Origin of the sequence: Rhodococcus phenolicus (assembly GCF_001646785.1) — a bacterium.
Classification (GTDB): domain Bacteria; phylum Actinomycetota; class Actinomycetes; order Mycobacteriales; family Mycobacteriaceae; genus Rhodococcus; species Rhodococcus phenolicus.
Genome location: NZ_LRRH01000231.1, coordinates 35,043 through 57,632 on the forward strand (window position 1 = coordinate 35,043; position 22,590 = coordinate 57,632).

The 22,590-nt window shown below is 66.6% G+C and carries 21 protein-coding genes; 18 read left to right on the plus strand and 3 right to left on the minus strand.

What is annotated here, in order from left to right:
• Window positions 1–23 precede the first annotated feature (23 nt).
• From A8G15_RS29230 to A8G15_RS31365, 7 genes are all read left to right on the plus strand, one after another.
• Entirely contained in the window at window positions 24–773 is a 750-nt protein-coding gene (locus A8G15_RS29230; RefSeq protein ID WP_068166695.1) for a DUF5995 family protein, read from the plus strand.
• 96 nt (window positions 774–869) lie between these two features.
• The gene (locus tag A8G15_RS29235; protein WP_068166696.1) at window positions 870–1,106 is read left to right on the plus strand and encodes a hypothetical protein; all 237 of its coding nucleotides are present in this window, start codon (window positions 870–872) and stop codon (window positions 1,104–1,106) included.
• Window positions 1,090–2,496 (plus strand): MbnB/TglH/ChrH family RiPP precursor modification enzyme, encoded by a 1,407-nt coding sequence (locus A8G15_RS29240; RefSeq protein ID WP_068166698.1) that lies wholly within the window; start codon window positions 1,090–1,092, stop codon window positions 2,494–2,496. Before A8G15_RS29235 ends, A8G15_RS29240 begins: the two co-directional genes overlap by 17 nt.
• Before the next feature lie 152 nt (window positions 2,497–2,648).
• Window positions 2,649–4,718 carry a DNA/RNA non-specific endonuclease gene (locus A8G15_RS29245; protein ID WP_068166700.1) on the plus strand — a complete coding sequence of 690 codons (2,070 nt, stop codon included), beginning with the start codon at window positions 2,649–2,651 and terminating at the stop codon, window positions 4,716–4,718.
• Between the two features lie 109 nt (window positions 4,719–4,827).
• On the plus strand, window positions 4,828–4,986 hold the full coding sequence (locus A8G15_RS31360; RefSeq protein ID WP_169833960.1) for a hypothetical protein: 159 nt from the start codon (window positions 4,828–4,830) through the stop codon (window positions 4,984–4,986).
• A 191-nt stretch (window positions 4,987–5,177) separates the two neighbouring features.
• Complete coding sequence (locus tag A8G15_RS29250) at window positions 5,178–5,471, plus strand: Rdx family protein (protein WP_068166701.1); 294 nt, start codon at window positions 5,178–5,180, stop codon at window positions 5,469–5,471.
• Between the two features lie 193 nt (window positions 5,472–5,664).
• A complete protein-coding gene (locus A8G15_RS31365; protein WP_068166702.1) occupies window positions 5,665–6,327 on the plus strand; it encodes a hypothetical protein in 663 nt (220 codons plus the stop codon).
• Between the two features lie 394 nt (window positions 6,328–6,721).
• Here the strand turns inward: A8G15_RS31365 and A8G15_RS29260 are convergent, their stop codons facing one another.
• The gene (locus A8G15_RS29260; RefSeq protein ID WP_082900249.1) at window positions 6,722–7,693 is read right to left on the minus strand and encodes an NAD-dependent epimerase/dehydratase family protein; all 972 of its coding nucleotides are present in this window, start codon (window positions 7,691–7,693) and stop codon (window positions 6,722–6,724) included.
• A 36-nt stretch (window positions 7,694–7,729) separates the two neighbouring features.
• Between A8G15_RS29260 and A8G15_RS29265 the strand changes: the two genes are divergently transcribed.
• Window positions 7,730–8,371, plus strand: coding sequence for a ScbR family autoregulator-binding transcription factor (locus tag A8G15_RS29265; RefSeq protein WP_068166704.1), 642 nt, complete (start codon window positions 7,730–7,732; stop codon window positions 8,369–8,371).
• Window positions 8,372–8,385: 14 nt separating this feature from the next.
• On the opposite strand, the gene A8G15_RS29270 is transcribed toward A8G15_RS29265, so the two are convergent.
• A complete protein-coding gene (locus A8G15_RS29270) occupies window positions 8,386–9,321 on the minus strand; it encodes a ScbA/BarX family gamma-butyrolactone biosynthesis protein (RefSeq protein ID WP_068166705.1) in 936 nt (311 codons plus the stop codon).
• Window positions 9,322–9,695: 374 nt separating this feature from the next.
• Here A8G15_RS29270 and A8G15_RS30975 point away from each other — a divergent pair, with 374 nt between their 5' ends.
• Window positions 9,696–9,887 (plus strand): hypothetical protein, encoded by a 192-nt coding sequence (locus A8G15_RS30975; protein WP_156665639.1) that lies wholly within the window; start codon window positions 9,696–9,698, stop codon window positions 9,885–9,887.
• A gap of 309 nt (window positions 9,888–10,196) precedes the next feature.
• Here the strand turns inward: A8G15_RS30975 and A8G15_RS29275 are convergent, their stop codons facing one another.
• Entirely contained in the window at window positions 10,197–11,123 is a 927-nt protein-coding gene (locus A8G15_RS29275; RefSeq protein WP_068166706.1) for a UTP--glucose-1-phosphate uridylyltransferase, read from the minus strand.
• Between the two features lie 1,114 nt (window positions 11,124–12,237).
• Between A8G15_RS29275 and A8G15_RS29280 the strand changes: the two genes are divergently transcribed.
• The 9 genes from A8G15_RS29280 to A8G15_RS29320 form a co-directional block, all read left to right on the plus strand.
• Window positions 12,238–13,677: a sugar transferase gene (locus A8G15_RS29280; protein ID WP_068166707.1), complete on the plus strand. Its 1,440-nt coding sequence runs from the start codon at window positions 12,238–12,240 to the stop codon at window positions 13,675–13,677.
• A gap of 50 nt (window positions 13,678–13,727) precedes the next feature.
• A complete protein-coding gene (locus A8G15_RS29285; protein WP_068166708.1) occupies window positions 13,728–15,077 on the plus strand; it encodes a UDP-glucose dehydrogenase family protein in 1,350 nt (449 codons plus the stop codon).
• 37 nt (window positions 15,078–15,114) lie between these two features.
• Complete coding sequence (locus tag A8G15_RS29290; protein WP_156665640.1) at window positions 15,115–16,617, plus strand: right-handed parallel beta-helix repeat-containing protein; 1,503 nt, start codon at window positions 15,115–15,117, stop codon at window positions 16,615–16,617.
• Window positions 16,618–16,794: 177 nt separating this feature from the next.
• Window positions 16,795–18,243: a hypothetical protein gene (locus tag A8G15_RS31370; RefSeq protein WP_169833961.1), complete on the plus strand. Its 1,449-nt coding sequence runs from the start codon at window positions 16,795–16,797 to the stop codon at window positions 18,241–18,243.
• Window positions 18,240–19,043: a WecB/TagA/CpsF family glycosyltransferase gene (locus A8G15_RS31375; protein WP_068166714.1), complete on the plus strand. Its 804-nt coding sequence runs from the start codon at window positions 18,240–18,242 to the stop codon at window positions 19,041–19,043. The genes A8G15_RS31370 and A8G15_RS31375 overlap by 4 nt, the downstream gene beginning before the upstream one ends.
• Before the next feature lie 2 nt (window positions 19,044–19,045).
• Window positions 19,046–19,906, plus strand: a complete 861-nt coding sequence (locus tag A8G15_RS29305; protein ID WP_068166716.1) for a glycosyltransferase family 2 protein — start codon at window positions 19,046–19,048, stop codon at window positions 19,904–19,906.
• 15 nt (window positions 19,907–19,921) lie between these two features.
• Window positions 19,922–21,304 carry a flippase gene (locus A8G15_RS29310; protein WP_068166717.1) on the plus strand — a complete coding sequence of 461 codons (1,383 nt, stop codon included), beginning with the start codon at window positions 19,922–19,924 and terminating at the stop codon, window positions 21,302–21,304.
• 1 nt (window position 21,305) lies between these two features.
• Window positions 21,306–22,361, plus strand: a complete 1,056-nt coding sequence (locus A8G15_RS29315) for a nitroreductase family protein (protein ID WP_068166719.1) — start codon at window positions 21,306–21,308, stop codon at window positions 22,359–22,361.
• The coding region (locus A8G15_RS29320; protein ID WP_156665642.1) for a hypothetical protein at window positions 22,358–22,590 on the plus strand (233 nt) is incomplete at its 3' end. The genes A8G15_RS29315 and A8G15_RS29320, both read left to right, overlap by 4 nt.

Below are 22,590 nucleotides of genomic sequence, written 5' to 3' on the forward strand. Positions count from 1 at the left end.
TTCTCTTCGTCGAGGAGCACACCATGCACGCGGACGACATCGACGACGTTCTCGACATCCTCACCGCTGTCGTGGCCGACACCACCGCGGTGGCGAACCCGCGCGGATTCTTCGCGGCGTTGTACCGGCAGGTGACTCTGGAGGTGCGCCGCGGCATCGTCTCCGGCGACTTCGACGACGGCGCGCGAATGAGGGTCTTCGATGCCGCGTTCGCGAACCGCTACTTCTCCGCCTACGAATCGTCGCCGCCTCCGACCCGGTCGTGGCGGGTGACGTTCGACGCGATCGCGTCGTCCCCGCTGATCGTGATGCAGAACCTGCTGCTCGGCATCAACGCACACATCAATCTCGACCTCGCGGTCGTCACCGGGACCTCGTTCCACGGGCGTGAACTCGACGACTTCCGTGCCGACTACGACCGCATCAACGGCATTCTCGCCGAACTGGTTCCGCGGATCCGAGGGGCGATCGTCCGGTTCTCGCCTCTGTTCGGCCTGCTCGGGCCGTTCGACGACGGTCTCGAGCCGATTCTCGACTTCAGTTTCGAGCGGGCACGCGACAGTGCGTGGGCGGCGGCGACGCTGATCTCGGCGCAGAACCCGCAGACGGTGCCGCTGCTCGTCGCCCAGATAGATGCCGCGACGTCCCGCCTCGGACAGCTCATCGCCCGTCCGGACGAACCGGCCGCGACCCTGTTGCGGTTGATCCGCCGCACCGAGAGCAGCGACGTGCCGGCGATCATCACGGCGCTCGACACGATCGCGGTGCCCTGACCCCGGTGCATTCGGGTAGTCCGCTACGCGTGTGAACCACGTTGTCGGCTCGTACTTTCGAAGACACCGCAGATCCGATCAGGAGGGGAGCACACCATGGCAGAGTTCGAATCACGTGGTCCGCGTTCGCCGGACACGGTGCGGGTTTATCTGCCGCATCACACCGCACACGATCTCGACGCGGTCGCGAGGATCTCCCGGCAGGTGCTCGAACGGCTCGGTTGCCCCGGCTGCACATCCGGGTTCGACATCCGATTCGTCGAGTTGAGGGACTTCGTGGTGGATCCCGACGGGCTCGACATCCGGGAGATCCCCGGTGTTCCGGGCTACTGACGGTTCCGTCCTCGGTGTCGGCATGGTCTATGCCCCGGCGCTCGGGCCGGTTTTCGAAGCGGGTGCGAGCGTCGTGGCGGTCGCCGAACTGGAGCCACAAACACTGTGGCGCCCGGTCTGTTCCGAAGGAGGCTGGCGGTATCGGGTCGACGAGTGGGCGCTGAACGCGGTGGCTGCACTGCCGCAACGCAAGCTCGTTCACGGGGTGGGCCAGCCGCTCGCCGGGACTGTCGACGATCCGCTGGACTACCGAACCCCGTTGCGAGGCAGCGTCGATCTGCTGGACCCGCCGTGGGTCAGCGAGCACCTCGGTTTCGTGCGCACCGAGGGCGCCTCGGGGATCGAGCACGCCGGATTCCTGTTGCCGCCCGACCGGACGCGGGAGCAGATCGCGGTGGCCGCGGAGAACATCGACCGCTACCGGCGCGTGGTGAGCAGGCCGGTCGCGTTCGAAACCGGAGTCGACTACCGGACCGCACGCGACGATGAACTCGGCGACGGCGTCTTCTTCCGGGGCGTCGCCGAGCGCTCAGGCAGCGGAATCGTGCTGGACCTGCACAATCTGTGGTGCAACGAGATCAACGGCCGCGACACGGTCCGCGATGTCCTGGCCGACCTCCCGCTGGACCGCGTATGGGAGGTGCATGTCGCCGGCGGTGACGAAATGGACGGATACCGGCTCGACGCCCACAGTGGCGCGGTACCGGGCGAACTGCTCGATCTCTCTGCCGAGGTGGTGCCGGATCTGCCGAACCTGCGGGCGCTGACCTTCGAGATCATGCCGTCCAACGTCGCCCGCCTCGGGCTCGACGGCGTGCACACCCAGCTCGAACGGTTGTGGCAGATCTGGGACCTGAGACCGGCGGCCCCGCCGGAGCCGTTCCCTGCGGCCGTCGCGACCCACGCGACCGCCGCGGACCGCGCGTTCGTGCACCGTGCGGAGCGGGATCTGGTTGCGGCCCTGCGTGGTCCGGGACGGCCCGAGGCCGGCGTGCGTCTGTACGGCAGGCTCGTCGAGGAACAGCGGCGGGCTCAGCTCGCGCAGGTGATGCGGTACACGACGACGGCGTTGCTGACCACGCTCGGCGCGACGGCCACGGAAGCGGTGATCGCCGCGTACACGGCAGCGCACCCGCCGGAGACGGCACCCGGGCTCGAGGGATACACGTTCTCGGGTTTCCTGGCGGCGCGCCCGGATCTCGTCGCAGCGGTGCCGCATCTGCGGCAGGTTCTCGCGTTCGAGACCGCGCTGCTGCGGGCGGCGCTGTTCGGGGCGTCGACGGTGGTCGAGTGGGACGTCGACCCGGCGCGGGTCCTCGATGCCCTCGACGGTGGGCACGCCCCGGGCGTTCTCGAGCCGGCGTCGTACTCGATGTCGGTGGAGATCTGATCCGGCACGCCGCAATCCGCGTAGTGCACCACTCGTGACCGGACCCTCACGCTGCGCGAGGCTGAACACGAGCCCACGGCGAACACGAACAGAGGCAGTGTGTTCCCGAACCGCGCTCTCCGCACACCACTTTCCGCTCGAAAGACGATGTCATGACGATCATCTCCAACACCAGGATCACCGGGTCCGGCGACAACGCCGCGGCCTACCTGACCGAACGCGAACACCAGCGACGCGCTGCGGCGCGGCGCATAGTCGACCGGACGGAGGTGCGGACCGGCAACGAGCAGGTGCTCGACGAGCCCGGCGGGATCGCTCGTGCCGACGATCCGGAACGGATCGCCAGACGTCTCGACCGGGTCAGCCGGTACTACCTCGGTGGCGACACCGCGCACGCGCCCACGGGTGCGGATCCTGCCGCGCTGATCGAATCGGCGCTCGAACGTGCCCCGTCGATCCTGGGATCTGCGACCGAGGATGCGGATTCGATGCTCGAAAAGATCATCAACACTGCCGATTTCGTCGGAGTGCGCTACCTCGACGAGGGTGTGGCGGCCGCGCGGGCGATCGGCCGGGTCCACATCCTCGGTGCCGGCGGTTCGCGGCTCGGGTACGGCACCGGCTTCCTGGTCTCGCCGCACCTGTTGCTCACCAATCATCATGTGCTTCCCGACGCCGCGACCGCGTCGGCGAGCGCCGTCGAGTTCGACTACCAGGACGGAATCGACGGGCACCCCCTGCATCCGAGGTCGGTGTCACTGGATCCGAGTCGCTTCTTCGTCGCCGACCGGGAACGGGATTTCACGCTCGTCGCGGTCGATGCACCGCCGGAGGTTCTGGCACAGTACGGGTTCAATCGCCTGACCACTGCCCAGGGCACGATCGTCATCGGTGAGTTCGTGACCATCGTGCAGCATCCGCGTGGCGAGAAGAAGCAGATCGCGCTGCGGGAGAACAAGATCGTCGATATCCCCGAGATGTTCGTGCACTACTCGGCGGATACCGAGCCCGGTTCGTCCGGCTCCCCGGTCTTCAACGATCAATGGGAGGTCGTCGCACTCCATCACGCGAGCGTGCGAGCCCCACAGCAGACCGAGTACGGCGGATTCCTCAACGAGGGCGTACGGATCAGCCGGATTCTGCAGTTCCTCGACGACCGGGATCTGCCGTCCGCACAACGGGCCCTGGTTGCGGAGTTGACCACCGCCGACCGCCCGGAGCTGCTGACGGATCGGCCGGTCCCACAGGCACGCCCGGACCCCGCCGACGATCCCGGTGCGGCCGCTACGCCGGACGGTGCCGTGACGGTGCGGGTGCCCTGCGGCCGGACGGTGGAGCTCACCGTCCGCGTCGGCGAAACCGGTTCGGCAGCAGTGATTCCTCCGCCCGATATCGAGGCGATCTCCATCGACCCCGACTACAGCCGACGCGCCGGTTTCGATCCCGGCTTCCTCGGTTCGATGCTTCCGCTCCCGGGCGTGACGGGCGACGCCGCGCGGGTGGCCTCCGGCGAATTGCGCTACCACCACTTCAGTGTCGTCATGCACCGGCGCCGCCGGTTGGCGTTGTTCACGGCGGTGAACATCGACGGCGGACTCGCGCAGAGGCTCCGGCGCGACGGCGACCGGTGGATCCGCGATCCGCGTCTGCCCGACGACGAGCAGACGGGGGAGGAGGTGTATCGCGACAATCCGCTCGACCGGGGGCATCTCGTGCGTCGCCTCGATCCGGCATGGGGTCCCGCCGCGACAGCGGCGAACGACGACACCTTCCACTTCACGAACTGCACTCCGCAGCACCATGATTTCAATGCCGGCAGCACCCTGTGGCTCGGCCTCGAGGACTACGTGCTCGGCAACGCCGACACGCGGGATCTGAAGGTGAGCGTGGTGACCGGCCCGATCCTGTCGGCCGAGGATCCGCTGTACCGGGGTGTCGCCCTGCCGCGCCAGTACTGGAAGGTGGTGGCGATGAGGAAGTCCGACGGCACGCTGTCCGCCACCGGATATCTGCTGAGTCAGGCTGCGTTGCTCGACGAGTTCCTGGCAGGTCCGGAGGAGTTCTCGTTCGGGGCCTATCGCACCTACCAGGTCCCGGTGCGGCGGATCGCCTCGATGACCGGTCTGGGGTTCGATGCCTATGTGGCCGCGGATCCGCTCGACCGCATCGAGGCGAGCACCGTCGCCCGCGAGTTGCTGCGTCCGCAGGATCCGATCCTGTGATTCCGCCCGCCGGATTCTGCGACGGACCCGGCCGATCGGCGGTCCGCCGCACCGGCCGGGTGGAGGGCGGCAGTTGGCTCGTTCCCGGTTATCGGGGACAATGTTCGTCATGTGGTGGTGGATCGCCATAGGCGGCGCGGCGTGGGTCATGGTGTCGGCGATTGCCGCCCTGGTCCTCGGGCGCATTCTTCGCCGCGCCGACACCGAGGAGCAGATCGTCGAGATCCAGCGCACGCACCGGGACGATTCCCGCACGGAGCTGAGCTGACACGCGCGAGAACGTTTGTACTCGCGAGTAACGATCTTGGCGGACTAATCTGCAATCCGTCGTCCTCCTACCCCCCTGCGAGGACGACGATGCAGGCTGGTCATCCCCCCATCTCCGGCCTGCGGAGACCCCGTCGGCCCACCACCACGGCCGGCGGGGTCTCGCCTTGTTTTCACCGTTAGCCTCGGTCCATGGCCACGACACGATCCCGGATCACCATCACCTACTGCACGCAATGCCAATGGCTGCTGCGGGCCGGTTGGATGGCACAGGAGCTGCTCAACACATTCGGATGCGACCTCGGCGAAGTAGCGCTGATTCCGGGCACGGGCGGTGTCTTCCAGGTGACCGCGGGCGAGCACCTCGTATGGGATCGCAAACGGGACGGAGGTTTTCCCGACATCGTCACTCTGAAGCAGCGAGTGCGAGATGTCGTCGATCCCGACCGTGATCTCGGGCACGGGGACCGGACGACGCGCGCGTAGGGCGTGTCGCGCAATCCTTCTCGCGAGCAGGAGCACGGAGCCGGGACCGGCGACATACCGGCGCTTCCCGCGCGGCCGTGCCACGACAACGTTAGTGTGGGTACGAACTATCCATCAGGTGGCCGCAAAAGGGAGACCGCGATTCGCGGTGCGGCCACCGATCCGCAAAGGGAAGCCAGGGGAGGACGTACCCATGAACATCTCTGTGAAGAAGGCTGCCGTCACCGCGCTCGGAGCCGCAACGGTCGCAGTTCTCGCGCCCGCCACAGCATCCGCAGCAGGTTCGCCCGATGTCTCGGTGTCGGCGCAGCCGGGTTCGGTGCTCGTCGATTTCGACTTCCGTGGCGTCGATGTCGCGCTCGGCGTCACGTGCATCACCTATGTCGTCGCGCAGCAGGGCACCTTGGATGCGGCGGAGCCTTCCGCCCGCCTCGACGCGCAGCCGGCCGGCTCGAACTTCTCGATTTCGAACAACCGCACCTCGTCCGCCACGTACATCGGTGAGAACGGCCCGGTTTCGGCGGGTCCGCGTGCCATCACGGCCGGGACGTACGACGTCTTCTGGGCTTGCCAGGACGCCGACGGTCAGCAGTGGGAGAACATCTACGGCCCCTCCGGGCGACCGTTCGCGTCGCCGATCACCGTGACGGTGCCGGGCGAGAACGGCGAGGGCGTGGCCCCCGCGGCGCCGTCGGCGCCGCCGCAGGGCGGTACCGCGCAGGAAGGCGGAGCACCGTCCGTGTCGCCTGCACCGCCCGTGCCTCCGGCGCCGGCCGCACCGCCGGCACCGCCCGCCCCGGCCGATGTCGTGACGCAGGGCCTGCAGACGCTGGCCACCCTGATCGGCATCGCCTGATCATCGGTCCGTTCTGATTCCGACGACCGCGTAGCGGCGTTCCACTCGGCGAGATCATGCAGTCTCGGCAGGAGTGTCGCGCATGAACTGTTTGTGGCAGAACATGTTCCGGCTGTGCATGTGAAATGTGTGATGCATCACGCCGAGTGATGTTCGTGCACCTCGAGGGCAGAAACATCGTGAGCGGATCCGGGAGTGCGCATTCACCCTGTCCGGACAGGGTGAATGCGCGCCGACGGTGTCGAGATCGTCCGGTCGGGGGAGCCGACGCTCACCCCGCAGGATTCCGATGCCCGTGGCGGACAAAAAATTCCGACCCGCCCTCGTCGGACCGCCCCGGGCACGGCTCTTTCCACGTCCCGAACGGGTCGACGGATCTGATTCGGCCGGATCGTCAGAAGCTCAGACGTGGACGTTGGTCGGGTACGGGCAGTCCGGTCGTCCGCCAGATGAGCGTCGAGTCGTAGTGGTGGTCGTGCCCGGCCAGATCGATGTTGCGTTCGGACAGGCCGAGTTCAGGGGCGCGTGCGACGGCTTCGTCGTACGTCAGGCCGGCCTCCGGCAGGGAGAACGCGCCGTCGGCGGCGAGTTCGGCGGCGATCTCCCGGACCGTCCGGGGCTCGGGGTACGCGGCGTGCAGCAGCGTCCCGCCGGTCCGGAGCGGCGGTGCCTGCTCGGCGAGCGTGGCGAGGAGACGACCGAGGTCACCGACGCCGATGAGCGACAACACCGACCGGCCTTCGTCCACCCACGCGCCCAGCCGGGCGAGGATGTACGCGAGCCCGGGCGCGAACCAGCGGTCGCCGGGGCCGTACACGAAACCGGCCCGGACCACGGTACCGCCGTACTCGCGCACCGCTTCCTCGGCGGCGAGACGGCTGATGCTGAGAACGGACACCGGGTTCGGGTCCAGGCTTCCCTCGACGATCCCGCGATGTGGCCCCGAACCGTACACGCCGACCGTGCTGACGTAAATCAGCGGCACTCGGCGGTCGCGGGCCGCGGCGATCAGGTTCTCGGTTCCGACCCGGTTCACGGCGTCGGCTTCTTCGGGGTCGCCGCCGGTGTACGAGACCGCGTGAATGATCACATCGGCCCCGCTCAGCACGCCTTCGAGGCTCGTCGGATCGGTGAGATCGGCCCCGACGACACGCGGAGCCGACGGAGAAACGGCCTCCGGCCGCCGCGCGACTGCGGTACAGTCGGCTCCCGCGCTGGTCAGCGCCTCGAGTATTGCGCCACCGATGAAACCGGTGGCGCCGAAGAGTACGATTCGCGGCGCGGGCAGTGCGGATCCGTGGGGGACGGGTCCGGCTATGGTGTTCGGTGAGAGGTCGAAAGCGGGGCCATCAACGAATTCCGTCACAATTCATCTCACTTGTCGGTTAGGGGCAGAGCGAACGTGGTCAGGCAGGCTCGAGCGGAAGCAACCAGGCAGCAGATTCTGATCGGTGCGGCAAAGGCATTCGAGCAGAAAGGCTTCGAGGGCTCCACTCTGGGCACGATCGTCGAGATCGCCGGTACCACCAAGGGCGCCCTGTACTTCCATTTCAAGTCGAAAGAGGAATTGGCGCAGGCCATCATCGGTGAGCAGCACCTCATCTCCATCGCCGCTGTCGATGCGATCGCCGCGACCGGGAGTTCCGCTCTCGAACAGATGGTCATGCTCAGCTACGAGATCGGCGACCAGATGGTGCACGATCCCATCGTGCGGGCGGGTATCCGGCTGACCTTGGAATTGAGTGCGGTCGCAGGCCCGGCCGAGCCGTACCTCGGCTGGATCGAGGCGTACGAGACGCTGTCCGAACGCGCCTCCGCCGAGGGCGATCTCCTCGACAGCATCGAGCCCAAGACTCTTGCCCGCTTCGGGATCGGGGCGTTCACCGGGGTGCAGCTGGTCTCGAACGTCCTGACCGGACGGGAGGACCTCGAGCAGCGCCTGGACGAGATGTGGCTTCTGCTGCTGCCCGGAATCATGCCCGCCGATCGGCACCTGAAGATCCCGGCGATCCGGCGCGCTCGGTGGTCCGCCGCCGCATCGTAAGCCCACGCGCGTTCTCACGGCCGGAACCGGGCCGGTAGCAGGCGGACCCGCCCGCTGGCGATGTGCTGGCCCCATTGCTCCACGGAAACCCGCACTGTGCATGGGGAATCCGGATCGGGCTCGACGGAGACCGTGGCATTCGCGTCGTTCTCGGCGAAGCGATGATAGGTGACCTCGATGGTCTCGATGTCTCCGTGCGGCTGCGCGAGGGCAGCGCGTGCGCCCTGCCGGAATGCTTCGAGAACGAGCATGCCCGGAACGTGGTCACTGGGGTGGTCGAACAGGACGGGGTGCGTATCGTCGACCCGCAGTGTCCACCGGTTCGGGGTATGTTCCTCTCCCAGGACCACGTCCTCGGGGCGGGACCGGCCGACATGTTCGGCGGCGATCGGCTCTGGGCAGACCGGCGTGCCGATGATCCGGGGTCCCGAACCACCCCAGCGAAGTTGGGCGTACGCGGCGGGGGTGAACACACTCGCCGTACCGACTCCGCGGCCGATCTCGGTGCCGTCGATGCTGCATACGTAGGTGACGGAGAACCGGGCGAGAATATTGCCGCGGTAGATCTGATCACCGACGTGCGCCTCGATGGTCACCTCGGCCGGGCGGTCGCCGATTGCCAGCGCGTGAGGTGTCGCGTCGACACGGAGAGTGTGCATCACGAACGGGTGACCCAGCGGCACTCGATATCTCGTGTGTGCCAGGTATATCGTCGCCTGGCGGAGCGTCTCGACCAGCAGCATCGTGTCGTAGCGCCCGGTCTGCGACCGGTAGTAGCCGTGCAGTCGCGGCCACTGCGCGCCCAGCACGAAGTCGTCCGGTGCTTCCGAGGCCACGCAATCGGTGAGAAAGACCTCGGCGACCGCACGGCGGTGCACGAAACGGCGTGGCACTGTCGATTCGAATCCCAAGACGGGACGTGCCTCGTCTACGTGCAAACCCCCGGCCATCTTCCGGCCTCCCTTGCTGTCGTGTGAACGTGTCTTCGAGCGGTGCTGGCGGCGACTATAGAACAGCCTGTCGAACAGCGGTGTGCACGACATCTGGACGTAGCTCCCGGGCCGAATTGCCCGAAAGATACCGTACCGAGATGTCACATATTGGTAAAAAACCGTTTGACCGGTTTTATGCTACAGTGGACTCCGTCGGGGAACGGGTGGCGGGACCGGATCGTTTCGGATCCGCTCGTCGGTTCGGACGAATCGGTCTCGCCGCCCCACGACTGTGCCGACCGGGATTGCGAGGGGTAACCCCGGTCGACGCAGGATGGGGCGTAACCCTCGGTCCCCGACGACAATTCGGAAGTCGATGCGCGGGAGGTCGAATGACATCGGGTCGTGTGGGATCTGCGATGATCGGCGCGATCGTCGTTGCGAGTACCTTCCTGGCGTCGGCCCCGGCTCACGCGGCCGCGGAAGCGCCCCCGGTGGGCTCGGAGGGATCCAGTGCCATCGGACTCCAGGAGATCGTCGCCTGGGCATACGCGTTCATTTCGAGCGCGCTCGGGATCGTGTGAGCGCGGCTGTCACGGAAGACGGGAAAGCCCCGCCGGCAAAAGGGGAGGAGCCGGGCGGGGCTGTGCAGTAACTCCAGTTTGTCAGGGAGGACATATCGGAGACGCACCCGTCACCTTCCGGCGACGTCCGACAGCTTAGCGGACGAGGACCCGCTGTGCCCGTCCGCGTGACGAAACAGTTACGTGAATCATGACTGCGGATGTACTCGTCCGGGTCTCGCGCGGCTCGCAAGGCCGGATACCGGCCCGGATGCCCACCACCGAATGTCGCGGTGATGCGCATCCGGACCCGTTGTCCGGCATCCAGGTTCAGCCGACCGAGTCCTCGAGCTCGAGTCGATCGGACAGCCACTGACGCAGCCCCGGACCGTAGTCGGGGCTGGCCAGTGCGGAATCGACCGCCGCGCGGAGGTAGCCACCCGGATTTCCCAGGTCGTGGCGAGTTCCGCGGTGAACGACCACGTGAACGGGGTGCCCTTCCTCGATGAGCAGGGCGATGGCGTCGGTGAGCTGGAGTTCCCCACCGGCGCCGGGTTCGATGCGGCGCAGGGCGTCGAAAACTACGCGGTCGAGCAGATACCGGCCGGCTGCGGCCAGAGTCGACGGTGCGTCCGCCAGCGTCGGCTTCTCCACCATTCCGAGGACCTTCAGCACACCGGGTTCGGCGACCCCCGGTACCTCCTCCACGTGGAAGATCCCGTAGGAACCGACCATGCTCTTCGGAACGTCGATCGCACACAGCACGCTGCCCCCGCGTTCGGCGCGCACGCGAGCCATGACATCGAGAATCCCGCAGGGCTGCACCAGATCATCCGGCAGGAGGACCGCGATGGCATCCTCGTCGTCGTCGAGCGCCTGTTCCGCACAACCGACGGCATGGCCGAGCCCGAGCGGGCGCTCCTGGACGACCGACTCGACATCGAGCAGGTTCGGCGCCCGCCGGACCTTCTCGAGCAGATGCGACTTCCCGCTCTCCTCGAGCCTGCTCTCCAGGACGAGATCCTCGACGAAATGGGCCACCACTCCGTCCTTCCCCGGTGCCGTCACGATGACGAGCCGGCCGGCGCCGGATCCCGCGGCCTCGGAGGCGACGAGCTCGATCCCCGGAGTATCGACCACGGGCAGAAGCTCTTTCGGCACCGTCTTGGTGGCGGGCAGGAACCGAGTCCCCATTCCGGCCGCCGGAACGACCGCAGTCCTGAAGGTGTTGTGAACCTGACTGTCGATACTCCCCATGGCATTACCTCATATCTGAATTCGGATGGATGAGCCGAGGTCACCCGATGGGTTGCGTCCCACATCGAGCAACGAGCGCACGTCCTCGTGCGGTGAATTGGAAAACTCCCGGCAGAAGCGACGATCGAACCAGCGATCGTGGGGAGGCGTGGAGTCGAATCGGAGTATAGAGAATTCGTTGCATCGGCGCGACCTTCCGACGTCGATCGCGCTGCCCGGCTTCGCTCGCAGCGACAAGCACCGACATCCCGACGATCCGTGCAGGCGTGCCTCAAGGGTATTAATACCTTTGTGTAGTAGGGTATTTCGAATTCGGACGTGATCGTGAACGAGGACGTCGCAACTCGCCCGTCGAGTCGTCGGTACGTGCAGTGCCGCCTCCGTGGGATGAGGAAAGTGGTTGGCGCCAGGCCCGGGGCGACATCGGAGTATTCCGAGAACGGTGTTCATCGGCGGGTCTCCGTGCAGGCCGGGGTGCCCGGCACGCCCGCGACCGGATCGGCCGCGGGCGTTCGATCGGGCGGCTCGGCGGTATCCGTGCCGGGAGCGGTGGCGACCGTAGCGGGCCCCGAGTGCTCGTCGCTCCTACGGTGAAAGTTCCACTTGGTCAAGTGTCCAGGTGGGTGAATGTAGGGTGTATTGCCGCTGCAGCGCTGTGATCTTGACCACAAGCGTTTCGGCGTCGAAACGAGAACTACCGGTCGGTTATCGGGCTCGGCCCGGTTCCGGGACCGGCTGACCAGCGCCGACTGCCCGATATCGGTGGCTGTCGTGAATAGACACTTGTGGTGCACGAATAGGTAAGCCGCACTTCGCCTCACGGAAGGAGATGCAATCGGCGGCCGGATGCCCGAGACTCTCTACTTACGTAAGGCAATTGGTATCGGCCGTCGATTCCCGTGCAATTTCCTGGGGAGGAAGAGTTGCGTGGGACCCGGCGATCGGACGAGTTGCACGGGCGCATGCCCAACCGGCAACGGCTTACCGGCTACGGGGAGGACATACATCGATGACAGCGGTAGAACAACCGCCTGAAGGTCGAACCGCATTGGCGCTCAAAGCGGTTCGACCCAACACTCATGCCGCGGAGAGGCCGCCTGTTCACGCTTCCGGCGTGAGCACGCGGCGGGCGTGGCAACGGATCTACGTTCGAAGACTGATCGTGACCGACAGTCTCGTTGTGGTGCTCGCGGTCACGCTCGCCCACGTCGTCCGCTTCGGGCAGGGCGACATGCTCGTGAACGCGGTGGTCGCGGAATGGAACTATGTCGTCATCTCGATCTGTCTCGCAGCGATGTGGATCGCGTTCCTCGCTGCGTTCCGGACGCGGTCGCGGCGGGTGATCGGCTCCGGATACGACGAATACCAGAGAATCGTTTCGGCGACCTTCCGGATGTTCGGTCTAGTGGCCATTATTGCGCTCGTCTTCCGGCTCGAGATCGCGCGTGGCTACCTGGCGATCGCGTTTCCCGCCGGCCTTCTCGGGCTCCTGCTCGGACGGTGGGTGTGGCGAAAGGTGGTCGCTGCCGAACGTGGCCGGGGCGAGTTCCAGACATCGGTCCTCGTCGTCGGCGGGGCTCGCTCCGTGCGGTTGATGGTCGAGACGTTCGAACGCAACTCGACGGACGGATACCGGGTCGCGGGCGTCTGCGTGCCGCGATACGCAGGGATCCAGGGAGACCATCTGGAGATCGGCGGAAAGCGAATTCCCGTGTACGGGGACGAGCATTCGATCGTCGACGCCTTCGGGGCTTCCGGCGCCGACACGGTCGCGGTGGCAGCCACGGAGACACTCGGCCACGACGGTATTCGTGACCTGCTCTGGGAGATGGACCCCCACGACGCCGATCTCGTGGTGGCGACGGGTGTCGTCGACGTGTCGGCACCTCGACTGGACATGCGCCCGGTGGCGGGCCTGCCGTTGATTCACGTCGAGAAGCCCAGCTACCACGGGGCCAAGCGCAGCGGTAAGCGCGCTTTCGATCTGGTGTTCGCGTTGACGGCATTGCTTCTTCTCGCTCCGGTCTTCGCTCTCGTCGCGGTCGCGGTCAAGCTCGACAGCAGGGGCCCGGTCTTCTACCGCTCGGAGCGGATCGGACTCGACGGAAAACCGTTCGGCATGATCAAGTTCCGGTCGATGGTGACCGGCGCCGACCGGCAGGTTGCCTCGTTGATGAAGAGCAACGAGGGCGCGGGGCTGCTTTTCAAGATGCGCGAGGATCCGAGAGTCACCAAGGTCGGTAAAGTGCTGCGCCGCTTCAGTATCGATGAGCTTCCTCAGTTCCTCAACGTCGTCCGTGGGGAGATGAGTGTGGTGGGGTCGCGTCCGCCGCTCCGCCGGGAAGTCGAGAACTACGACGGGCGTGTCCAGCGCCGGCTTCTCGTCCGGCCGGGAGTCACGGGCCTCTGGCAGGTCAGCGGACGCTCCGATCTGTCGTGGGACGAGTCCGTCCGCCTGGATCTGTCCTATGTCGAGAACTGGTCGATGGTGAGCGACGTCCTGATCATTGCGCGGACCGTCAAAGCGGTCGTCGCCAGTGACGGCGCGTACTAGCCACACCCGCATTCAATCGAGAACGAAGTAGAAAAGGTCGGGTCTCTGCCATGACTTGTCGTATCGCCGTGTTCGGAACCGGATATCTGGGCGCCACGCACGCAGCGTGTATGGCCGAACTGGGTCACGAGGTGCTCGGCGTCGACGTCGACGCCGGTAAGCTCGCCAAGCTCGAGGCCGGCGAGGTGCCGTTCTACGAACCCGGCCTCACCGAGGTCCTCGAACGCAACCTCGCAGCCGGGCGCCTGCGGTTCACGTCGTCGTACGCCGAGGCCGCCGAATTCGCCGACGTTCACTTCATCGGTGTCGGAACACCCCAGAAGAAGGGGGAATTCGCCGCGGATCTGACCTACGTCGATTCGGTGATCGAGCAGCTCGCGCCGCTGCTGACGGAGCCGGCCGTCATCTTCGGGAAGTCGACCGTCCCGGTCGGAACCGCGGAGAGGCTCCGTGCGCGAGCGCGGCAGCTGGCCCCGGCGGGAGAGGACGTCGATCTCGCGTGGAACCCGGAGTTCCTGCGGGAAGGCTATGCGGTGCAGGACACTCTGCACCCGGACCGCGTGGTTCTGGGTGTCGACCGAGCGCATCCGGGCCGGGCCGTCGAGGTTGCCCGGGAGGTGTACTCCCAGCTGCTCGACGAGAAGATCCCTTTCATCGTCACCGATCTGGCGACGGCGGAACTCGTCAAGACATCCGCCAACGCGTTCCTCGCGACGAAGATCTCGTTCATCAATGCCATGGCCGAGGTCTGCGAGGCCTCCGGTGCCGATGTCACCGTCCTGGCCGACGCGATCGGGCACGACGCCCGGATTGGTCGCCGATTCCTCAATGCGGGAATCGGTTTCGGTGGTGGATGCCTGCCGAAGGACATCCGCGCGTTCATGGCCCGAGCCGGTGAGCTCGGCGCCGACCAGGCGCTCACCTTCCTGCGCGAGGTCGACAACATCAACATGCGCCGACGCAGTCGCATGGTCGAGCTGACGCGGGACGCGGCGGGCGGGTCGCTGCTCGGTGCGCGGGTTTCGGTTCTCGGTGCCGCGTTCAAACCCGACTCCGACGATGTGCGCGATTCACCCGCGCTGAACGTCGCGGGGCAGATCCAGTTGCAGGGAGCTGCGGTCACTGTGTACGACCCGCAGGCGATGGACAACTCTCGCCGTCTGTTCCCCACGTTGAACTATGCGACGAGCACGTTGGAGGCCTGCGCGGGCGCGGACGTCGTGCTCGTTCTCACGGAGTGGAAGGAGTTCCGTGAGCTGAATCCCGACGTGCTCGCCACCGTTGTGCGCGGAAAGGTCGTGCTGGACGGGCGCAACTGCCTGGACGTGGACCGGTGGCGCAGTGCCGGCTGGCAGTACCGCGGCCTGGGACGCGCGGCCGCGGAAGCCGTGGCCGGCTGATCAGCACCGCGATTCGCAGGAAGGACCCCTCGTGCGTATGAGCCGCCGGCAGGCCATCTCCGGCACCGCACTGACCGCGGCTGTCGCCGCGATCGCGACGGTTCCGACCTGCGCGCGCAAGGCCGAGGAGGATGCCGTCGAATCGGTGCCGCCGGCGCGGGTCAACGCGCAACCGGTGGCACCGGACGACATCGCCGCACTGGGTATCGCCGGTGACGGGGAGACCGACGACACCGACGCGATCAATGCGGCACTCGTCGAACAGGATTCGCTCCTTCTCCCGTCGGGGCGGTACCGGGTGGAGGGGACGATCGTCGTGCCGCCGGGCCGTCGGCTGGCCGGACGATGGTCGTTCGCCTACACCGGTGTACCTCAGGAGGGAACGCGTCTGATCGCAACCGGTGACGGGCGGACCGATCCGGTGGTGAGACTCGGCGAAGGCGCGTGCCTGACGTCCCTGGCGGTGCGCGGCACCGAACACGATCCGGCACACGACGGCGTCGTCCTGGACGGCCGCAACCTGCTCCGCGAGGTCAACATCCTGCACTGTCGCACCGGGATCGATTGCGGCTATTCGGGAGTCAACCGGATCGAGTGCTGCAACATCCACGACAATTCCGGATACGGGATCGCCAGGTGTGTCGACTCGATCGTCTCCCTCAACTACGTCAACGTGAACGGCGCCGGCGGAATCCACCTGCCGGCGGGGGCGAACGACAACATCATCACCCAGAACAAGCTGGAGTGGAACCACGGATACGGCATCAACGCAGAGGATGCCAAGCACAATGTGTTGTCCGGCAACAATATCGACAGGAACGGGCGATCCGGGATCCGGCTCTCGGGATGTGAGCGCACCGTCGTGACCGCGAACGTCCTGCGTCGCAACGGCGCGCGCTCGGAAGGTGTCGCGGATGACGACACCCACATCCTGTCGGCCGGTGGTGCCGGGACGCTGGTCCTGGGAAATCTGACGAACTCGGGACCGAACGACGACGGCGAAGGCTACGACTCTCCGAGCGCTTGTATCGTCGCGGACCCGGAATCCACGGGCATCGTCGTGGGCAACGACCTCACCGGCCACACGGGTTCCGGGGGAGCCGGTGCGCACGCGGTCGGTTCCGGTGTGCAGCTCGCGGCGAACCTCGGGAAGTCGACACGCGCAGGATTCGTGGGCGACGGCGGTACCGCCTCGCGCAAGGTGACACTCGCCGCGGGAGAGGAAGCCTCCGAGACGTTCTCGTACCTTCCTCTGGACCCGTTCGACATCGGCCGGGTGCACTCGATCTCCCTGCTGGCGCGAAATCCGCAGGACGGGACGCGGGGTGCGGCGTCGGCTGTGGTGCTCGTGGCGCGGGAGAACGGCGATGCGGCCGTCACCACGGAAGGCGTCTCGAACACGGTGGGGTCCACCTTCGGGGACGGTCCAGGAATGGTCGGTGTCGCGTTCCGGGTCGACGCCGGTGGTGGCGAGCTCACCGTCGTGCTCACGAACACCCGATCGGACGAGATGCAACTGCACGTCGGTGTCGGCTCGTGACGGCCGGAGGAAGGAATCGGAGCCGGAAATGACAGCGACCGACGAAAGGCATCCGCAATGACCACGACGATTCCCCGTCGGGACGACCTCTCGAGGGGTGAGGCCGATCCCGTTCGGGGCCGGACGCGGCGGTTCGCGTCACTGCAGCGGGCACGGGCCGGGAGCGCCGGTACGCCGGTGAATCCCGTCCACCTGCTGTTCGTGACGTTGGCTGCGTTCGCGGTGTACGCGGTGCCGTTGTCGTTCGTCGGCCAGTTCCGGCCGACCGTGCTGATGGTGCTCTCCGTCGCGGCCGTCGTGGTGGCCACCGTGCTGACCATGGCGATCGGGGCGGAGCTGTTCGTCGTGTTCTGGCTGGCGCTCGCCTTCTTCCAGAACTTCGCGGTCGGCATGTTCGTGCCGGGACACGTCGACCTCGTGCCGGTGTACATCAGCGAGAGCAAGACGGTGGCGATCGTCACCGCCCTCGCCCTGATGTTCCCGACCGCGATGACGAACCTGAAAAGGTATCGGCGTCCGGTGATCTGGTACGGGCTGTTCGCAGTGGTGGTCGTCGGTCACGTCTCGTCGCTGGGCGGCGCGACCCTGCCGTACCTGAGGAACTTTCTCATTCCGCTGGCGACGGTGCTGCTGATCGTCGCGATCACCGCGCAGTGGAGCGAGGATCGCCGGTCCGACCTTCTCCGCGTCGTCGTCCGGTACAGCACGGCTGTTCTGACGATCGGAACGGTCGCGGAAGCTCTCGTGGGTTCGTCCGCGTGGCGGTCGATGGTCAACGTGGACAAGAACGCGGCGCTGAACTCGCTGTCGTCCGTGACGTCCTTCCTCGGCATACAGATCGACCGGACCGGTGGATTCATCGTCGAACCGACGAACGCCGGGTACATCGCCGCCGCGGTCATCATCATCGCGACGCTGGTCTCGATCCAGGGACCGCGGTCCGTGCGCACCGGCATGTATGTGTGTATCGCCCTGTGCGGGTGGGTGCTGATCTCGAGTGGCGCCAAGAGCGGGTTGCTCATGTTGCTGGTCGCGTCGATCAGCGGCGTGACGTACGCGCGGTCCAAGCGGGTGTGGGGTGGGCTCCTCGGCGGATGGACGATCTCCCTGCTCGTGGTCCTCGCCTATGTCGCCGTGGCGACAGGACCCGGAAAGGCGGTGTCGGTGTTCACCGATCCGCTCGGGATCGTCGGCGGCGACAGCACCACCTACCATCTCGCCGGGCTCGTCGCGGGCATGAAGCACGCGGTCACCGAATTCGTCGGTGCCGGAATCGGCAACGGCGGCAATTTCGCACGGATCGCCGGCGCACCGGTCTCCAGGTGGATTCTCACCGGCGGCGAGAGCAGCTGGGGCGTCCTCGCCTATCAGGCCGGAATCCTCGGCATCGTGCTCTTCGCTGCCACGGTGGCGAGCCTGTGCAAGCACCTGGGGAAGCGCTCGGCGGTACTGCTGTCTGCGTGGACGAGCGCGGCGATGTTCGCCGAGGCGCTCTTCGGCCCCCAGACCGCGGGTCTCATCGTCGTTGCGGCGGCGCTGTTCATGACTGCGGACACGGGCAACGTCACACAGCCGGCCGCCGGGACCGACCGCCGTCACACGATCGACAAGGGGGACGAACAATGATCGATACACCGGAAGTCAGCATCGATTCGCTGGGGATCACACTGCATCCGATGAACGCCGCCGAGGTCGTCGACCTGATCGGAGCGGCGAGCCGGACGAGCGAGCCACTGTGGATCGCCAACTACAACCTGCACGCCCTGTACCTGTACCTCAAGGAACCGAGATTCCGTGAGGCATACCGGAAGGCAGGAGTCTTCCTGGTGGACGGCTGGCCGATCCTGCAGCTGGCACGGATCGCCTCCCGCCGCAAGCTCGACGGTGATCGCCGCGTCGGAAGCTCGGATTGGCTGGACGTCCTGCTGGAGTCGGGTGAGCGCCGCACCGTGGTCTCGATCGGTGCGTCACCGGAATCGGCGAGGCTCGCCGCCGAACGGGTCGAACAGAACTGCCCCGACGTGGTGTGGATGGGATTCGACGGATACCGGCTCGAACCGCAGAGTTCGATGGCTGCGGGACTGACCTGGCAGGACGCGGTCCGAAAGGCCGACGTCGTGCTCGTCGGCCGGGGAATGCCCACCCAGGAGTACTGGATCGCGGAGAACATCGAAAGCGACGAGTTCGCCGGGAAGGTCGTCGCGAACGTCGGCGGGTGCATCGACTATCTGTCCGGCACGCAGGATCTCGCGCCGCGCTGGACAGGTCGCTTCGGCGTCGAGTGGCTCTACCGGCTCGCGCGATCACCGCGACGGCTCGCATTCCGTTACCTCGTCGAGCCGGCGCTGCTGATGGTCGTCGCCGCCAGGTGGATCGCGACGGGTGAGGGGCGTCGCGTTGCGGGAGAAGAGGAGAGGAAGTCGTGAACATGCCTGTCTCGGTGGTGATACCGACGATCGGCCGGGAGTCGGTCGTGCGTGCCGTGGAGAGCGCCCTCGCTCAGACCGTGCCGGTCACGGTCACGGTCGTCGTCGACGACCCCGCGGCACTCGGGACGGTCACGGAGTGGGTCGCAGCGCGGAACGTGACGGTGATCGGAACACCCGGGCGCATCGGCGGATCCGCCGCACGCAACCTCGGTGCCGACGCTTCCGACGGCGAGTACATCGCGTATCTGGACGACGACGACTGGTGGGAACCGGACAAGATCGAGAAGCAGCTGAACGCGGCCCGGGACAGGACGGCCGGGAAGCGGGTGCTCGTGGCGAGCGGAATGTACTTCCACCGAGCGGATTCCGTCACTCGGATCCCGTCGCATCCGTACGACGGCCGGGGTGACGTCGCGTCCTACCTGGTGGCCAGGCCGCGGCTCCGGTTCGGAACCCACGCACTCCAGACGAGCGGACTGCTGATCGGCCGCGAACTGCACGAGGCGGTCCGGTGGGACGAGTCGCTGCCCAAGCATCAGGATTGGGATTACATCGCCCGCGCGATGCAGGTACCCGGCTCCGAGTTCGTGTGGGTACCCGAACCGCTCGTCCACGTCCAGCAGGACAGCCACGGATCGATCTCGAAGAAGGCCGATCACCGCGCGTCACTGCGCTGGCTGGATGTGCACGGTGCGACCATGTCGGGCCGTGCGCGCGCGGACTTCGCCTGCACCCACGTGCTGCGTGCTGCGCTGGCCGAAAGATCCCTGCGTGGCGTGGGCAGGAGCCTGTCCGTGATCGCGCGATCCGGCGCACCCCACGGTGCGGCCGTGATCGTGGGTCTCTCGGGTGTGCGCTGAGCGGCGTCCGACGAGATGAACACGATCAATCCGGAGGTTGCGCAACCGGTCACGAAGATGCGCAGGCTTCGCGATCGGCTGCGGGACGGAGCCGCGTCGAACGGCATCTGGGCGTCGCTCCAGCAGATGTGCAACCTGCTGTTCGTCGGGCTCCTGAGCGTGATCCTCGCTCGGGCACTGTCCGTCGAGGACTTCGGTGTCTACAGCTACGCGATGTCGCTGGCCGGACTCGGTATCGCGATCGGACTGGCCGGTCTGTACGGGCTGGCCATCCAGAGGTACAGCGAGAGCCGCGATCCCGGAGCCGTCACCTGCTCGATCATCATCGTGCGCGAGATCACGGTGGCGTTCTATTTCGTTGTGCTGCTGGGCTTCATGGGCAGCACCGCAACCGGCACCGAGGAATTCCTCCTGGTCGCCCTGGCCGGTGTGGCGGTGTTCGGTCGCGTCCTGGATGCACCCGAACTCTGGTACCAGGCCGAGTTGAACGCGCGGAAGCCGGCCATCGCGAAGATCGTCGTGGCCGCCGCGTTCTTCGCCTTGAAATGTGCGGCACTCTGGCTCGGATCCGGTGTCACCGTGATCGTGTTGCTCTACGTGGCCGAGTTGTTCACCGCCAGCATCGTCGTCCTGCTCTGCTATCGCCGGGACGTGACGACCGGGCGGGCGTTCGCCGTGCCCGCTGCCCGCGACGTGGTGGAACTGTGGAAGCGGTCCTTCCCGCTGTTGATCTCCGGGATCGCGCAGCAGGTGAACCTGAGGGCGTCGCTGATCGTCGTCCAGATCCTCGTCGGCGCGACCGGAGTCGCGATGTTCGCGGTGTCCCAGCGCGTGATGGACGTGTGCCTGGCGTTGCCCATGGCCTACATGACCGCGACCTTCCCGGCGTTGCTCGAAGCGCGCCGCAGGGACCGGGAACGAGGTGGGACCTCCGAGTACCGGCACAGACTGCAGCGGTCGTTCGACGGTGCGCTGTGGGCGGGAATCGCGATCGCCGCGATCCTGTACGTCCTGTCGGACGTCGTGGTGGTGACGGCGTTCGGCGCCGAGTACGCGGATGCCGCCGAGCTGCTGAGGATCCAGTCGCTCGCCGTCCCGTTCATGTTCATGTCGTCGGTGCTGAGCAAATGGATCATCGCCGAGGGAAATCTGTGGATCTCGGTGGGCCGGCACTGGCTCGGCGCGGTGGCGACCGTCGCCCTGTGCCTTCTGCTCGTTCCCGAATGGGGCGCCGTCGGCGCCGCCTGGGCGAGCACCGCGTCCTACGTGATGTCGGTGTACCTGTTCACGTTCCTGTCCCGATCGACCTGGCCGGTGGCGGTCCAGATGTCCCGCGCCTGGCTGGCGCCGGTCCGCCGCGTTCTCGCCCGAGTCGGATCCCAGAGAGTGGAGCCCTGAAATGTTCGACCGATCGATGTCCGTGTTCCGCTCGATCCGGCGTACCGTCGCCCAGCGGTTCTTCCTCGCCGTTGCTCTCGCCGACTTCTTCGCACGCCGCGCGTTCCTGCGGGAGATCGTGGCGGTGTACTCCGGGATGCACAAGCACCACGACGCCCGTCGCTCCGGACGCGAAGTCTTCTACGTGCGCAGGCACGTTCACATGCTGGAGAAGGGCATCTCGATGATCCCCCGGAGGGACACCTTCGCCGCCGGCTACATCGAAGATCTCGTCGCCGCCGTGGAAGCCTGCACCGCGGCCGACCTGCTCGACACGGTCACCTGCGGGTGGGTTGCGGACACTCTCGACGCGTATTTCACTGCGACGGAGGCGAGTTCGTCACCCGAGATCCGCCGCGCCCGGGAAAGGTACAAGCAACTGGATGTCGGACCGCGGTCCCGGGACTTCCTCGGTCCGGTACCGGTCCGCGATCCCGCGCAGGTCACGGGTGAAGGACTGCCGAGCTACGACGCGTTGCTCTCGCTCGCCCACGCCCGCCAATCGGTTCGATGGTTCACCCCGGAGACCGTGGACCGCACGCTCGTCGACCGCGCGATCGCACTGGGCATGCAGGCACCGTCCGCGTGCAACCGCCTGCCCTACCGATTCGTGGTCGTGGACGACCGGGACACGATCCGCAGGATCGCCGACATCCCCGGCGGCACCGCCGGCTACGCGCAGAATCTCGTGGGCCTCGTCGTCGTGGTCGGCGACCTGTCGGCATACGCCCACAGCAGGGACCGCCACCTCATCTACGTGGACTCCTCCCTGGCGTCCATGGGCTTCCTCATGGCGATGCAGGCGCAAGGACTGTCGACCTGCTGCATCAACTGGCCGGATTCGGCGGCAGCGGATTCGCGCATCGCGCAGATCCTCGGGCTGGAGCGATACGAACGGACCGTGATGCTGATCGCCTACGGTCGTGCGCTCCCGGACGCCATGGTTCCCGGCTCGGGAAAGCGGGACCTGGATTCGATCAGACAATTCGTCGGCAGCACCGAAGGAGATCCGCGATGAGTACACGACGCAAGAACATTCTGATCACGGGTGGCAACTTCACCAACCAGGGCGCGTACCTGATGCTCTGCGCCGCAGCCGAGCAGATTCGGTCGAGATGGGGTGCGCAGCCCGTCATCGCGATGCAGACCGGGACCGAGCGCGCCAAGCGGTGGGTCGGGCTCGATTCGCTGCTGGAGTTCCCCAGGTTCCGGATCAGCGTCTGGGGTGGATTTTTCGATCGACAGCG

Coding starts and splice junctions, on each gene's coding strand:
- A8G15_RS29230 (WP_068166695.1), top strand. CDS start 24: ATGCACGCGGACGACATCGACGACGTTCTCGACATCCTCACCGCTGTC.
- A8G15_RS29235 (WP_068166696.1), top strand. CDS start 870: ATGGCAGAGTTCGAATCACGTGGTCCGCGTTCGCCGGACACGGTGCGG.
- A8G15_RS29245 (WP_068166700.1), top strand. CDS start 2,649: ATGACGATCATCTCCAACACCAGGATCACCGGGTCCGGCGACAACGCC.
- A8G15_RS31360 (WP_169833960.1), top strand. CDS start 4,828: ATGTGGTGGTGGATCGCCATAGGCGGCGCGGCGTGGGTCATGGTGTCG.
- A8G15_RS29250 (WP_068166701.1), top strand. CDS start 5,178: ATGGCCACGACACGATCCCGGATCACCATCACCTACTGCACGCAATGC.
- A8G15_RS31365 (WP_068166702.1), top strand. CDS start 5,665: ATGAACATCTCTGTGAAGAAGGCTGCCGTCACCGCGCTCGGAGCCGCA.
- A8G15_RS29270 (WP_068166705.1), bottom strand. CDS start 9,321: ATGGCCGGGGGTTTGCACGTAGACGAGGCACGTCCCGTCTTGGGATTC.
- A8G15_RS30975 (WP_156665639.1), top strand. CDS start 9,696: ATGACATCGGGTCGTGTGGGATCTGCGATGATCGGCGCGATCGTCGTT.
- A8G15_RS29275 (WP_068166706.1), bottom strand. CDS start 11,123: ATGGGGAGTATCGACAGTCAGGTTCACAACACCTTCAGGACTGCGGTC.
- A8G15_RS29285 (WP_068166708.1), top strand. CDS start 13,728: ATGACTTGTCGTATCGCCGTGTTCGGAACCGGATATCTGGGCGCCACG.
- A8G15_RS29290 (WP_156665640.1), top strand. CDS start 15,115: ATGAGCCGCCGGCAGGCCATCTCCGGCACCGCACTGACCGCGGCTGTC.
- A8G15_RS31375 (WP_068166714.1), top strand. CDS start 18,240: ATGATCGATACACCGGAAGTCAGCATCGATTCGCTGGGGATCACACTG.
- A8G15_RS29305 (WP_068166716.1), top strand. CDS start 19,046: ATGCCTGTCTCGGTGGTGATACCGACGATCGGCCGGGAGTCGGTCGTG.
- A8G15_RS29310 (WP_068166717.1), top strand. CDS start 19,922: ATGAACACGATCAATCCGGAGGTTGCGCAACCGGTCACGAAGATGCGC.
- A8G15_RS29315 (WP_068166719.1), top strand. CDS start 21,306: ATGTTCGACCGATCGATGTCCGTGTTCCGCTCGATCCGGCGTACCGTC.